Origin of the sequence: Streptomyces canus (genome assembly GCF_030815415.1) — a bacterium.
Taxonomy (GTDB): Bacteria; Actinomycetota; Actinomycetes; order Streptomycetales; family Streptomycetaceae; genus Streptomyces; species Streptomyces canus_F.
Map to the genome: position 1 here is coordinate 137,556 of NZ_JAUSWW010000001.1, position 13,291 is coordinate 150,846.

Below are 13,291 nucleotides of genomic sequence, written 5' to 3' on the forward strand. Positions count from 1 at the left end.
CCGCCCCTCACCCGGCGCGCCCTCCTCCTTCCCTCCCGAACGGAGCCCTCATGCCCTTCAGCCCTGACGACCGCACGTCGGGCGGGGACGCCACATCCTCTGGTGCCCCCGCCGCCTTCCCCGGGGTGCGCGCCAGTGTGCCGCTGCTCGAACCTCCCGGCTGGGCCGTCTCCCAGCGGGCACTGTTCGACCTCCTCGACCACGCCTGGCGCCGCTTCGCCCGTGACTTCACCGACCCCGACGGACGCCTGAAGTACAACGGCCGGCTCAGCACCCGCGACGGCGTGGACGACTTCTACGAGGTGTTCTTCAACTGGCCCCAGCTCTATCTGCTCGGCGGCGCCGACGACCTGCTGCCCGCGAGCGAGCGGCACTGGGAGGGCGTGACCCGCCAGCTCACCGAACTGGGCATGCTCCAGGACGAGTTCGAGCGCGGCTACGACTGGTTCCACCAGGGCGAGAGCCTGCTCCTGCTCTACTTCCTGTGCATGGCCGATCCGGAACGCTGGTCCGAACGCGCCCTGCGGTTCGCCGAGTTGTACGTCGACCCGGCCAAGGGCAACTACGACCCCGAGCACCGGATCATCACCCGACCGCACAACGGCAGCGACCCGGACCGCCAGGGGCTGTCGAACGGGGACGCGTACCCCTGGCTGCCGTCGGAGGCGCGCACCTACGGCTTCCCGCTCGACTGGATCCTGCCGGACGACGCGCCGTCCTACCCGCTGTCCGAGGACCCGCGTCTGGGGCAGGAGATGCGCGAGCGGATGGGCGTGGGCGACACCGCGGTCAACCTCGCCGCGGCCGGGCTCGTGCTCAACGCGTGGATCCTGTCGGGCGACCGTCGCTACCGCGACTGGATCGTGGAGTACGTCGGCGCGTGGCGGAAGCGGGCCGAGGACAACGGCGGGATGATCCCGGACAACGTGGGGCCCGACGGTGTCGTCGGCAGCCTGCACGAGGGCCGCTGGTACGGCGGGCACTACGGCTGGTCCTGGCCGCACGGCTGGCACAGCGTGGGCCACGCCGCCTGTGTCGCGGCGCTGGCCGCGGCCACGGTCACCGGCGACGAGGACCACCTCTCCTTCGTCGGGGCCACGCTCGACACGCTCCTGGAGCAGGGCACGACGATGGCCTTCGCCGAGGCCGACTCCAGCCTCCAGTCCAAGTGGGTCGCCCAGCTCGGACCGGACATCGACACCCCCACCCTTCACATCCCCTTCCGCCGCAACGACGAGGGGTGGTTCGACCACAACCCGGTCACCCCCGCCGTACCGGTGGCGCTGTGGCACCACACGGCCGCTCCGGCCGATCGCGCCCGCCTTGAGCGGATCCGCGAGGCCTCCGGCATCGACTGGCGCACCGTACGGTCCTTCCGGGCCAAGGAGGAGTCCGGGCACGAAGAGGCATGGTTCGCCTTCCTCGCCGGCGACGACCCCGGCTATCCGGAGCGGATCCTCGCCGCGGCTCAGGCCCAGGTCCGCCACCGGCTCACCCGGATGGACCGATACCGCGACCTCGACGTGCCCGAGGCGGACATCCACCTGTGGCAGCAGTCGAACCCCGTCGTCACCGAGGCGCTGGTCCAGCTGACGTGGGGCGGTCCCCAGGTCCTCTACAACGGTGGCCTCCAGCAGGCGCGGGTGCGCTACCACGACGGCGAGGCGGGCCGAGCGGGCCTGCCGCCCGAGGTGGCGGCCCTGGTGACCTCGATCGACCCCGAGGCGACCTGCGTCGAACTGGTCAACCTCTCCCCCGACCGCGCCCGGACGGTCGTCGTCCAGGCCGGTGCCTTCGCCGAACACACCGTCGCCTCGGTGCGCTACACGACGTGCGAGGACGACTCGTGGGTCGGGGACATGTACGACTATGGCCACGGGGAGCCGGCGGTCACCGAAGCGGAGGCGCCCGTCGGCAGCCACCTGCTCACGGTCGAGCTGCCCGCCTCGACCCGCATCCGGCTCACGCTCCGGCTGGAGCTGCGGACGAGGACACCCAGCTATCGCACGCCGTTCTCGGCGGACGCCCCGGCGGGGTCCGGCGCCGGCCTGCGTGGCGGGGAGGGCGGGAAGTGAAGCGGATCGCCCAGACCATCAGGCTCCGTCCCGAACGACGCGAGGAGTACCTCACCCTCCACGCCGTCGTCTGGCCCGGCGTCGAAGCCGCGCTGCACCGCGCCAATGTGCGCAACTACACCATCTTCCGCCACCACGATGTCCTCTTCGCCTACTTCGAGTACCACGGCGATGACTTCGAGGCCGATATGGCGGCGATCGCCGCCGACCCGGTGACTCAAGAGTGGTGGAAGCTCACCGATCCGTGCCAGGAACCCTGGCCGGACCGGAAGCCTGGGAACTACTGGACCGATCTGCCCGAGATCTGGCATCTCGACGATCCGGTATCCGACGACCCCTCCTAGGACGCAGGTGGCGTGCCCGGCTCCCGGCGACGCGCTGCGCAACACGGTAAGGAGAACAACGGCATGAGACCCGCACGACTCATGGTGGGACTACTGCAGAGCCTGCTGGTGGCAACAGCGGTCGTCCTGCCCGCCCAGACGGCGCACGCGGCCGACACCAGCTTCTACGTGGACCCCACCAACGGCAGTGACAGCAATTCGGGAACCAGTACGTCAACGGCCTTCAAGACGATCGCGAAGGCTCGCGACGCGGTCCGCACGGTGAACTCGGCCATGTCCGGGGACATCGTCGTGAACCTGCGCGGCGGCACGTACCCCCTCACCAGTCCGGTCGACTTCACCTCCGCCGACTCGGGCACCAACGGCCACAACGTCATCTACAAGGCGTACGGCTCCGAGACCCCCGTCGTCTCCAGCGCCAAGAGCATCACCGGCTGGACATCGGCCACCAACGGCGAGTACAAGGCATCGGTCGGCAATCTCGACTTCCGGCAGCTGTACGTCAACGGCGTGCGCGCCACGCGCGCCCGCTACCCGGACGTCGGCTCCAACTTCCAACTGCAGGGCAGCGACAAGACGGCCCAGGTGCTGAAGGTCCTCAGCTCCCAGATGGCGAACTGGGGCCAGTTCAACCGCGTCGAGATGGTGCTGCAACTGCAGTGGGCCGAGAACTACCTGCGGCTGAAGTCGTTCGCCAACAGCGGCAACATGGCGAACGTCTCGATCCAGGACCACGAGGCCGGCATCCTCTTCCAGCGGCCTTATCCGCTGCTGTCCAACGGCTCACCCCTGCACTTCGAGAACGCCCACGAGTTCCTCACGGAGCCCGGTGAGTTCTACCTCGACAAGGCCGCGCAGACGCTCTACTACCTCCCCCGGCCGGGGGAGACCATGACGTCGGCCACCGTGCAGGTCCCGACACTGCAGACCCTCTTCAACATCCAGGGTGACAGCCTCAGCGCCCCTGTTCACAACCTGCAGTTCTCCGGCATCACCTTCACCCAGACCAACTGGACCGAGGCCAGCAACAACGGCCTGCTCAACGCCCAGGGCGGCAACTCCAACATCTCCGCCGACTCCAGCAACCACCAGTACGTCAACCGCCCGCCGGCCGGTGTCTACGCTGCCGACGCCGACAACCTGTCCTTCACCGGTAACACCTTCACCCAGATGGGCTCGACCGCCCTGGACCTGCACCACGGCGTCCACAACTCCGCCGTCACCGGCAACATAATCCAGGACATCGCGGGCAACGGGATCACGGTGGGCAAGTTCTCGGATCCCACCGTCGAGTACCACACCGTGTACAACCCGCCCACCTCACCCGCGGGCGAGGACGCACGCGAAGTCGTCAGTGGTGTCAGCGTCACCAACAACCTGATCAACCGCATCGGTGAGGACTACTACGGCACCGCCGGCATCAACGCGGGCTTCGTGAACGGCACCACCATCGACCACAACGACATCTCCGACTCCGCTTGGGCCGCGATCTCCCTGGGCTGGGGCTGGCAGTCGGCCGCCAACGCGGAGGGCAACAACTCCGTCAGCTACAACCGCATCGGCAACGTGATGAACCAGTTGTGCGACGCGGCAGGCATCTACCACCTCTCCAACGACCCCGGCACGGTGATCAACAACAACTACATCCACGATGTGGTCCGCACGCCCACCGCGTGTTCCTCGGCCGTGGCCGGCACCTATCTCGACGAGGGCTCGAGCAACATGACCCTTGCGAACAACGTCCTGTCGCACACCGACAACTTCATCAACCGCAACGCCAACGGCCCCAACGTCACCCTCTCCAACAACACGACCACCGGAACCGCGGTGATGCAGGCCTCGGGTCTGCAGTCGGCCTACAGCGGGCTGCTGGCGAAGATCAATCTCGCCTACGGCAAGGCGACCTCCGCGTCCTCCGTCTACAACTCCACCTGGGCACCGGCCAAGGCCAATGACAACGACCCGGCGACCGGCTGGTCCCCCACGGGGAGCGACACCTCGGCCTGGTGGCAGGTCGACCTCGGCAGTGCGTACCAACTCGGCCAGTTCTCCTTCACCACCCGCCAGGACATCGACCAGCCCGAAACCCGCAGCAACTTCGAGATACGCGGCTCCAACGACCCCAGCTTCGCCGAATACACGGTGCTGGGACGCCAGGACGCCGCGACCCTTCCGTATACCTCGACGCTGACGGCCAAGATCGACGCACGGCAGAAGTTCCGGTACGTGCGCGTCGCCAAGACCGACGGCGCCTACTTCTACATCGACGACTTCAGCGTGCAGCAGGCTGGCACCGCGCTGCAGAACTCGGGCACCGCGCCGTCCTTCAACCCGTCGACGAACTACACGATCAAGAATGTCAACAGCGGCCTGGTGGCCGACGTCTACCAAGCTTCCACCGCGGACAACGCCGCCGTGATCCAGTGGCAGAGCACCTCGGGCACCAACCAGCAGTGGAACGTCGTGCGGGTCAGCGGCAACCTCTACAAGATCGTCAACCGTAACAGCGGCAAGGTCCTCATCATCTCCAACGGCTCCCACTCCAAGGGTGCGGCGGTCGTCCAGTCGACCTACAACGGAGGCAACAACCAGCTCTGGTACTTCGAGCCGAGCAGCAGCGGATACGTCATCCGCAACTTCGAGAGCCGGCAGGCCCTGGAGGTCGGTGGCGCCTCCACCACCGCCGGCGCCGCGCTCGACCAGTGGACGGCACTGAACCAGACCAACCAGCTCTGGACGATCCAGTGACGCTCCGCTTGTGAGGCGACGGCCCCGCTACGGCCGGCAGCTCAGCTGTCGGCCGGCGGGGCCGTCGTCACTACAGCGCCTTCCCACGACCACCACCGCGCCGCCCTGGAGCCCCCCATGCCCCGGCCCGACACCCTCGCCCTCGTCGACGCCCATCACCACCTCTGGGATCTCGACCAACGTGCGCAGCCCTGGCTCGACGAGCCCGTCCTCGCGCCCATCCGACGCTCCTTCACACCCGCCGGCCTCGCCGCCGACGCCACCCGCACGATCGCCGGTCACCGGCTCACCACCACCGTGGTCGTGCAGTGTCTGCCCTCCCTGCCCGAGACCGAGGAACTCCTCGCACTCGCGGACCGGGAACCGCTCATCGGCGCGGTCGTCGGCTGGGCCGACCTCACCGACCCCGCGATCGGTGACACCCTCGACGGTCTGCTCGCCGGACCGGGCGGCCCGTATCTACGGTCGCTGCGCCACCTCGTCCAGGGCGAGTCAGAGCCCGGCTGGCTGCAACGGCCCGATGTGCGCCGGGGTCTGCGGGCGGTGTTCGCGCGCGGCCTCGCCTACGACGTGCTGGTCCGTGCTCACCAACTGCCGTCGGCCGTCAGGCTCGCCGAGGACCATCCGCATCTCCCGCTGGTACTCGACCACGCCGGCAAGCCGCCCCTCGCGGACGGCGAACTCGGCGAGTGGGAGAAGCAGATACGGTGCCTCGCGGCCCGGCCTCAGGTGACGTGCAAGGTGTCCGGGCTGGTCACCGAAGCGGACTGGACCGCCTGGACGACCGACGACATCCGTCCCGTATGGGAGGTGCTGCTGTCCGCGTTCGGGCCCGAGCGACTCATGTTCGGCTCCGACTGGCCGCTGTGCCGCCTCGCCGGGGGCTGGGAGCGTTGGGCCGCCACCGTCGAGGAACTCCTCCAGGACTGCTCCCCCGGCGAGCGCACAGCGGTGCTGGCGGGCACCGCCACCCGCTTCTACCGTCTGTGAGGCACCGGCAGAAGGACACATGAGATCTCGCGAGATCCCGGATACCTCGCTGGAACTCACCGAGCCGGGCTTTGGCACCTCGGCCCGTCGCCGGCTGCTCGTTCCCAACCAGCACCCGCGAAGGATCGACACCGAAGGGTTCGTCGTAGATGTCGGCGGGCCGCTACCGCCTCCTCGACCAGTCGGCCCCGGACGACGTCCTGGCGGTGGCCAGGCGTGGGCGAGGGCATCCTCGTCGCGGCCGGCGTGTTCGCGCTTCGGCCATCGCCGACCTGAGCGCCGCTCCCGGCACGACACTCCCGGCCGCCGCGCCCCTGCGCGGGGATGCGCCTCTTTGCTCTTCGAGGCGTCACCCCGCAGCGTCGCCCTCGGCCAGGTCGTCGAAGATCACGACCTCGCGGGTGAGGAGGAAGAAGGACAGCGAGGGCGGGAAGTGCGCACCATGCTTCTCCGCATGCCCTGCCAAGGCCTCCTGCCAGGCACAGAAGCCGGTCAGGGCCTCCGCCTCCTCGAACCACAGGGCGAAGTAGGCGTCGTACGAGGGCTGCTCCGATGTGCCTCCGAAGTACGCTGCCATGCCGTCCCCGGGCAGGGCCGTGTTCCACTCTTGACATCCTCCCCTCCCTAAAGGGAGGGGATTCCTACGGCTCGCGCCGTGGGTGTTTCTGCTTCGTCGCCGACTGCCCGCCCGGAGAACTCCGTTGAGGTCTTACACCAGCTCCACAGACAGATGCGGTCAGCCCGACCGCCAGAATATTCTTCGCCGCGTTCACGTCCCGGTCGTGGGTCGTGCCGCAGTCGCACGTCCACTCACGGACATGCAGGGGCATCTTCGATGCGATGGTGCCGCAGGCGGAGCACAGTTTGGACGATGGGAACCACCGGTCGACGGTGATCAGTTCCCGTCCGTACCACTGGGCCTTGTACTCCAGCATGGTGCGCATCTCGCGCCAGGCCGCGTCACTGATGGCGCGGGCCAGACTGTGCTTCTTGACCATGTTGCGCACGGTCAGGTCCTCGATCACGATCGTTTGGTTCTCACGAACGAGCCGAGTGGTGATCTTGTGCAGGTGGTCCCGGCGCCGGTCGGCGATCCGGGCATAGACCTTCGCGACCTTGACGCGGGCCTTGCGCCGGTTCGCGCCGTCACCCCTGGCCTTGCGGGCCAGGTTCTTGTGAGCTTTGGCCAGGCGGCGCCGGTCGACCCGCTCGCATTTCGGATTGGTGATCTTCTCGCCGGTCGAGAGGGTCAGGAGGCTGGTGATACCGGCGTCGATGCCAACAGCGGTATCCACGACGGGCAGCGGCTCGACCGGCATGTCGTCGCACAGCATCGACACGAACCAGCGCCCGGCCGCGTCCTGCGACACCGTTACCGTGGACGGCACCGTGCCCTCGGGAAGAGGCCGGGACCAGACAATGCCCAGCGGCTCCGTCATCTTGGCCAGGGTCAGCTTGCCCTCCCGGAACCGGAATGCCGAGGACGTGTACTCGGCAGACTTGCCGGACTTCTTCTTCGACTTGAAGCGCGGGTACTTGGCCCGCTTGGCGAAGAAGCTGGAGTACGCCGTCTGCAAGTGCCGAAGTGCCTGCTGCAACGGGACGCTGGAGACCTCGCACAGGAAGGCCAGCTCCTCGGTCTTCTTCCACGCCGTGAGCATTGCCGAGGTCTGGTTGTAGTTGACCCGCTCCTGACGCGTGAACGCCTCCGACCTCGCGGCCAGGGCAAGGTTGTAGACCTTCCGGACGCACCCGAACGTGCGCGACAGCTCGGCTGCCTGCGCATCGGTCGGATAGAAGCGGCACTTGAACGCCCGCTTCACGCCGGTCGTGGTCACGGTCACAAACTAGGCCGCAGTCCTGTAAAGATCAAACCTGCGGGTCAGAGCACCGCGGTCCGCCCAAGGGGCGAATCGCAGCCCGTTGCCCTGCTCCGCAGGAGCTTCGTTTCCCCCCACCTAAAGGTGGGGGTATCCACGAAGGACTCCCGATGACCGCGCACGTACCGGGCGGGCCCGGCGGAGTCGGCGAACAGGTCCTCGTACGCGCGTCGCAAACCCTCCTGGAAGGCACCCGGAGCCAGCCCCTCGGCGGCCTTGAGGAAGTGGAGGATCTTCACCGTGCCGGTTCCGGATCGGGGCACCTCGGCACCGCTCTCCTCGACGAGGAGGCTGACTGCGGCAGCCTGGTCGCTGAAGTTGGCCCCGTCCGGGCCGACGACGTCGCGCGTGTACGGGTCCGCGAAGGTCTGCGCCATGGACTCGAGGTCGTCGAAGTACAGCTCGGTCACGGAGTCGCGAGGGAGCGTCAGCTGGTAGCCCACGTCCCCGAGCGCGCCGTAGGCGCCGCCGTCCGGCGGCCACCAACTTGATCATTTTCGTCTCCTGGTGTGTCGAGGTGTGACAGATATCTGTGAAGGACCGGTCAGGGTGCGAGGGTTCCCTTCAGAGCGTCCGAGAGGAGGGAGCGGAGGGCTCCTTCGGTGACCGGTCGTGGATTGGCGTACGGCTGGGCCTGTGCTTGCGCCGCGATCTCGTCGAAGTCGCCCTCGGTGAGGCCCAGTTCGGCAAGGGAGCGGGGGGCGCCGAGTTCGGCGGATGCCCGCGCGAGGTGCTTCGGTACGTCGTCCGTGGCCAGCGCGCGGCGCAGGGCCTGCTCGGCGGCCGGTGCCGCGGGGAGGTTGAAGGCGGCGACGTACGGGAGCAGGACGGTGTGGGTGGCGGCGTGGGGCAGGTCGAAGGTGCCGCCCAGGATGTGGCACAGCTTGTGGTGGAGCGACATGGTCGTGGCCCCCAGAGATGCCCCGCACAGCCACGCTCCGCGCAGCGCGTCGGTGCGGGCCCGGGTGTCTTTGGGGTCGGCGGCGACGACCGGTAGCGCCGCGACCAGCGAGCGCGCCCCCTCCTCGGCCATCAGGGACACGATCGGCGAGGCGTCCGGTGCGTAAAGGGCTTCCACGGCATGGGCGATGGCGTTGAAGCCACTGGTCACCGACGTGTCCACGGGGAGGCGGAGGGTGAGTTCGGGGTCGTAGACCACGCTGCGGGGCAGGACGGCCCGGTCGCGCCCGGTGCGCTTGCGACCGTCCTCGGTGAGTCCCCACACGGTGGTCATCTCCGAGCCGGCGTAGGTCGTCGGCACACTGATCACGGGCAGGCCGGTGCTCAGGGCGATCGCCTTGCCCAGACCGATGGTGGACCCGCCGCCGATGGCCAGGCAGCCGTCCGCGTCGGCATCGCGTGCGGCCGTACGAGCTGCTTCGGCGACCTCCACGGGCACATGCATCCGGGCCCCGGTGAACAGCCCGACGCACGCGTCGCCCAGCAGGCCGGCCGCGTGCTCGGCGAGAGCGCGCTGGCCGGGGGTGGCCAGCACCAGCAGCCGCCGCAGACCCAACCTCGCTGCCTCCTGCGGCAGTTGGCGCAGACTTCCGGTGCCGAAGACGACCCGCATCGGCAGGGCCTCGTAGGTGAGGGTCATCGTGCCGACTTGGCTTCCGGGGCCAGCACGATGTCGAACCGGGCGTGTGTGAAGGGCACGGTCACGCCGAAGCGCTCGGCCTCCCGCTTCTCGTACGACTCGGTGAAGTCGGTGATCAGGCCACGCTTGACCGCGAAGACGGCGTCGGAGTCGACGTACGGGCTGCCCGCGACGAACGCGTGGGTGGTGATCGGCCGGTGGCGCTCGGCGCTCGCGATGAAGTGGACGTGGGCGGGTCGGTAGGGGTGTCGGCCGGTGGCTTCGAGAAGGCGGCCGACGGGGCCGTCGGTGGGGATCGGGTAGTGGGAGGGGACGACGGTACGGAACCAGTAGCGGCCCTCGCCGTCCGTACGGAACAGCCCGCGGCCGTTGCCCGGCGGCTGTACGTCGGGCTGTTGCACGTCGTAGAAGCCGTCCTCCGAGCACTGCCACACGTCGAGTTCGGTGTCCGGCAGCGGGGTGCCGTCGGCGGTGAGCACTCGGCCGGACACCACACACGGGCGGCCGGTGCCCAACAGGTCGATGGAGTCGCCGAGTTCACGGCGGGGTGACTCGGTCATGTGGAAGGGGCCGAGGACGGTGCTCTCGGTTCCCTCCTCGGCCCCGTTCAGGGTCTCGACGAGCATGGAGACGCCCAGGACGTCGGAGAGCAGGACGAACTCCTGGCGGGTGTCGTCGCAGGTCTGGCCGACGGCGGTGAGGAAGCCGATCGCGGCTTCCCATTCCTCCATCGTGGGTTCGACGTCCCGCACGAAGTCATGGAGGTGGCGGGTCAGGCTCTCCATGACCTCGCGCAAACGCTGGTCCTTGGTCTCCCGGAAGCTGTCGACCACCGCGTCGGTGGCGGTCTCGACGGTGAAGTCCACTGGTCTTCCTAACTGTTCGTGGCAAGGTGGTCGCTGAACCAGTCACCGGTGAGCGCGTCGCGTTCGGCCGCGTGGTTGTAGAGGGTGTGCTCGCCGTCGGGCCAGATCCGCACCGTGGCGGTGGTGGGGTCGGCGGCGCGGAGGAACGGCTCCTGGTCCTCGTAGCGGGCGAGGGGGTCGCGGCCGCCGTGCAGCAGGAGCAGCGGGCAGCCGATGCGGTGCTTGTCCGGGTCGAAGCGCAGGCCGTCCATGACCTCGGCCACCCGGCCCAGGTCGTCGGTGCCGACCACGGCGGCCATCTGATCGCGGGCGGTACGGAACTCCGGGACGGTCGGGACCGCCGGAGCGCCGTTGACGACCACCGCGCCGACGCGCGGATCGACGGCGGCCAGGTGGGCGGCGAACAGGCCGCCGAAGCTGACCCCCTGGACTCCGATGGCACCGCCGAGGCGGGGATCGGCCTCGACCAGGTCGACGAAGCGGGCGAAGCCGTCGGTGACATGTTCGGCGACGTACAGTCCGTGGCGCAGCCGCGACTCGCCCTGACCGGGGCCTTCGGCGAGCAGACAGGCCAGGCCGCGCGCCGTGTACGCGTCGGCGAGGGAGAGATACGCGGCCCCCCAACCGCTCAGCCCGCCCCACACGATGACGGTGGCCCGGGGCGGGGCGGTCTGCGGCAGAACCAGCCAGCCGCCGAGGACGCCGCCGCGGTGACTGATCTCCACCCGCTCCACGCCGGGTGCGAGAGCGGCGGTGGCGGCGGTGTGGCGGGCATACAGCTCCCGCTTCGCCGAGGTGTCGCTCTGGTACGCCATCTGCGCGAACATCAGGGCCGCGGAGGCGAACCGGTATGCCTGCCGGGCGGTGGTGCCATACCCGGCGGCTTGCGCCGACCGCGCGCGCACCAGTTGTACGTCGGCGATGATCGCGGCGGCATCCTGCCACGGGATTCCGGCGGTGGTGTCGGCAAGCAGCCGTCGGGCGTCGGCGGGGTCCATGCCGTAGTCGGTGAGCCGGGTGAAGGGCATGGCCCGGTGCTGGGCGGCGACCAGCGGCGACAACTCGGCCCCCGCTCCAGGATCTTCGTGCGTCATACGGCCGCACCCACTGTTCCGGCCAGCGCGGCGTCGAGGTCGTCCACCAACGCGCCCACGCCTGTGCGGTCGGCCGCCGTGCCGAACAGCACGAAGTCGGGGCGCGCCAGATACGCGGCCGCGCCGAGCAGGTGGAGGTACTCCCGGTGCCGTCCGTCGAGGTCGTCGACCGTGTCGAGGGCGACCACGGCGCAGCCCAGGCGCTCCAACCGGGCGAGCCGCTCGGGCCCCAGGGCATCGGCCGGATCTTCGGCGGTGACCAGGGTGAAGCCGTATCCGGTGAGGTCGTCGAGGCGGCCGGTGCGGCCGTCGGGCAGCCGGATGCGGCCCTGGGGGGTGAGGGTGCCCACCGGTGCGGCGGCCTCCTTGCGCAGCACTCCGCCGCTCAGCGGCGGGAACGGCGGCGGCGGGGGCACCTTGCCGGCGAAGAAGGCCGCGTCCCGGGCCGCGGCGGCCTCGGTGTCGTGCAGGTTGGCGACCTTGCCCAGGCCGATCGCCGCGTGGGTGATCGCGGTGACGTGCGGGCGCCGCTCGCTCTCGTAGGTGTCCAGGAGTGCGTCGGGCGCCAGGCCTTTGAGCACGAGGTGCAGCTTCCAGGCGACGTTGGTGGCGTCCCGCAAGCCGCTGCACGCGCCCTGGCCGAGATACGGCGGCATGGTGTGGGCGGCATCGCCGGCCAGGAAGACCCTGCCGGTCCGCCAGCGGGTGGCTATGCGGGCCTCGAAACCGTAGACCAGCTGCCGGATGATCCGCACGTCGTCCGGGCCGAGGTCGTGGTACTCGCGAAGGAGCCGCCAGGCGGTCTCCGGAGCGGTCATCTCCTCGCGGGTCTCGCCCGGCAGCAGGGCGAACTCGAAGCGCTGGCGGGTCGCGCCGATGTTGATGGTCATGTGCCCGCGTGCTGGATCGCAGTACTGGGTGCCGCATGCGAACTCCGGGGGCTGGGGGCGCAGCCACTCGGCGTCCACGTTGACCCACTGCTCGTTGAAGCCGAGGTCCTGGCGTTGTACGCCGAGCAGTTCGCGGATCGCGCTGCGGCTGCCGTCGGCGGCGATCACATAGCGGGCCCGGACGCTGTCGTGCGGTCCGTCCGCGCACACGGCGTCGGCGTTCCAGCCGCGCAGCCGCAGGGCGACACCGTCGTCGTCCTGGTCGAGGTCGGTGACCGCCCAGCCCTGACGGACGTCGACCGTGCCGTAGCCGCGCAACCGCCTGTCGATCGCGCTCTCCACGTCCGGCTGGTACATGGAGAGGTGATCCGGATACCCCATCGGGCCGTCGGGGTTCGCCGGGATGTTCACCAGGTTCTCGCCCTTGCCGTTGACCCACACGTAGTGGCACGGCGACGAGTCCCGCAGCGCCTCGTCGACGTCACCGGCCGCCTGGACGGTGCGGACGGTCTCGTCGTCGATGTGGGTGAGTCTGGGCAGCCCGTACAGGTCGGGCCAGCGCTCGCAGACCACCACGCGGTGACCGAGCCGGCCGAGCAGCGAGGCGGCGGTGAGGCCTGTCGGTCCGTAGCCGATGACGGCGATGTCGTAGAGGGGAGCCATGGGACACCTCCAGGAACAGCCCCGCGACGTTGCGAGGGGTGAGGTGGGAACGAGAGGGGCACGGCTCGATCTTGCGGACCGAGGTCCGCATGTGAACCGGGACTCACATTTTATGTGAGTCGAGATTCACATACCGATCGG

The 13,291-nt window shown here is 69.2% G+C and carries 11 protein-coding genes; 4 read left to right on the forward strand and 7 right to left on the reverse strand.

What is annotated here, in order from left to right:
* Nucleotides 1–50 precede the first annotated feature (50 nt).
* The 4 genes from QF037_RS00660 (at nt 51) to QF037_RS00675 (ending at nt 6,157) form a co-directional block, all read left to right on the forward strand.
* Nucleotides 51–2,075, forward strand: coding sequence for a hypothetical protein (locus tag QF037_RS00660; protein WP_307020746.1), 2,025 nt, complete (start codon nt 51–53; stop codon nt 2,073–2,075).
* A complete protein-coding gene (locus tag QF037_RS00665; protein WP_307020749.1) occupies nt 2,072–2,419 on the forward strand; it encodes an L-rhamnose mutarotase in 348 nt (115 codons plus the stop codon). The genes QF037_RS00660 and QF037_RS00665 overlap by 4 nt, the downstream gene beginning before the upstream one ends.
* A gap of 63 nt (nt 2,420–2,482) precedes the next feature.
* Nucleotides 2,483–5,167 (forward strand): RICIN domain-containing protein, encoded by a 2,685-nt coding sequence (locus QF037_RS00670; protein WP_307020751.1) that lies wholly within the window; start codon nt 2,483–2,485, stop codon nt 5,165–5,167.
* A 117-nt stretch (nt 5,168–5,284) separates the two neighbouring features.
* Nucleotides 5,285–6,157, forward strand: a complete 873-nt coding sequence (locus QF037_RS00675) for an amidohydrolase family protein (protein ID WP_307020754.1) — start codon at nt 5,285–5,287, stop codon at nt 6,155–6,157.
* Nucleotides 6,158–6,506: 349 nt separating this feature from the next.
* Here QF037_RS00675 and QF037_RS00680 read toward each other — a convergent pair whose 3' ends face one another.
* The 7 genes from QF037_RS00680 to mhpA all read right to left on the reverse strand — a co-directional run bounded on the left by QF037_RS00680 (nt 6,507) and on the right by mhpA (nt 13,150).
* Nucleotides 6,507–6,734 (reverse strand): hypothetical protein, encoded by a 228-nt coding sequence (locus tag QF037_RS00680; RefSeq protein ID WP_307020757.1) that lies wholly within the window; start codon nt 6,732–6,734, stop codon nt 6,507–6,509.
* A 64-nt stretch (nt 6,735–6,798) separates the two neighbouring features.
* Nucleotides 6,799–7,995, reverse strand: coding sequence for an RNA-guided endonuclease InsQ/TnpB family protein (locus QF037_RS00685; protein ID WP_307020759.1), 1,197 nt, complete (start codon nt 7,993–7,995; stop codon nt 6,799–6,801).
* A gap of 44 nt (nt 7,996–8,039) precedes the next feature.
* Complete coding sequence (locus QF037_RS00690; RefSeq protein ID WP_307020761.1) at nt 8,040–8,480, reverse strand: EthD domain-containing protein; 441 nt, start codon at nt 8,478–8,480, stop codon at nt 8,040–8,042.
* Between the two features lie 101 nt (nt 8,481–8,581).
* A complete protein-coding gene (locus QF037_RS00695; RefSeq protein WP_307020763.1) occupies nt 8,582–9,637 on the reverse strand; it encodes a maleylacetate reductase in 1,056 nt (351 codons plus the stop codon).
* Nucleotides 9,634–10,503 (reverse strand): dioxygenase family protein, encoded by an 870-nt coding sequence (locus QF037_RS00700; protein ID WP_307020765.1) that lies wholly within the window; start codon nt 10,501–10,503, stop codon nt 9,634–9,636. Before QF037_RS00700 ends, QF037_RS00695 begins: the two co-directional genes overlap by 4 nt.
* Nucleotides 10,504–10,511: 8 nt before the next feature.
* Nucleotides 10,512–11,597, reverse strand: a complete 1,086-nt coding sequence (locus QF037_RS00705) for an alpha/beta hydrolase family protein (RefSeq protein WP_307020767.1) — start codon at nt 11,595–11,597, stop codon at nt 10,512–10,514.
* Nucleotides 11,594–13,150, reverse strand: coding sequence for a bifunctional 3-(3-hydroxy-phenyl)propionate/3-hydroxycinnamic acid hydroxylase MhpA (mhpA, locus tag QF037_RS00710; RefSeq protein ID WP_307020768.1), 1,557 nt, complete (start codon nt 13,148–13,150; stop codon nt 11,594–11,596). The genes QF037_RS00705 and mhpA overlap by 4 nt, the downstream gene beginning before the upstream one ends.
* Between the last annotated feature and the right edge of the window lie 141 nt (nt 13,151–13,291).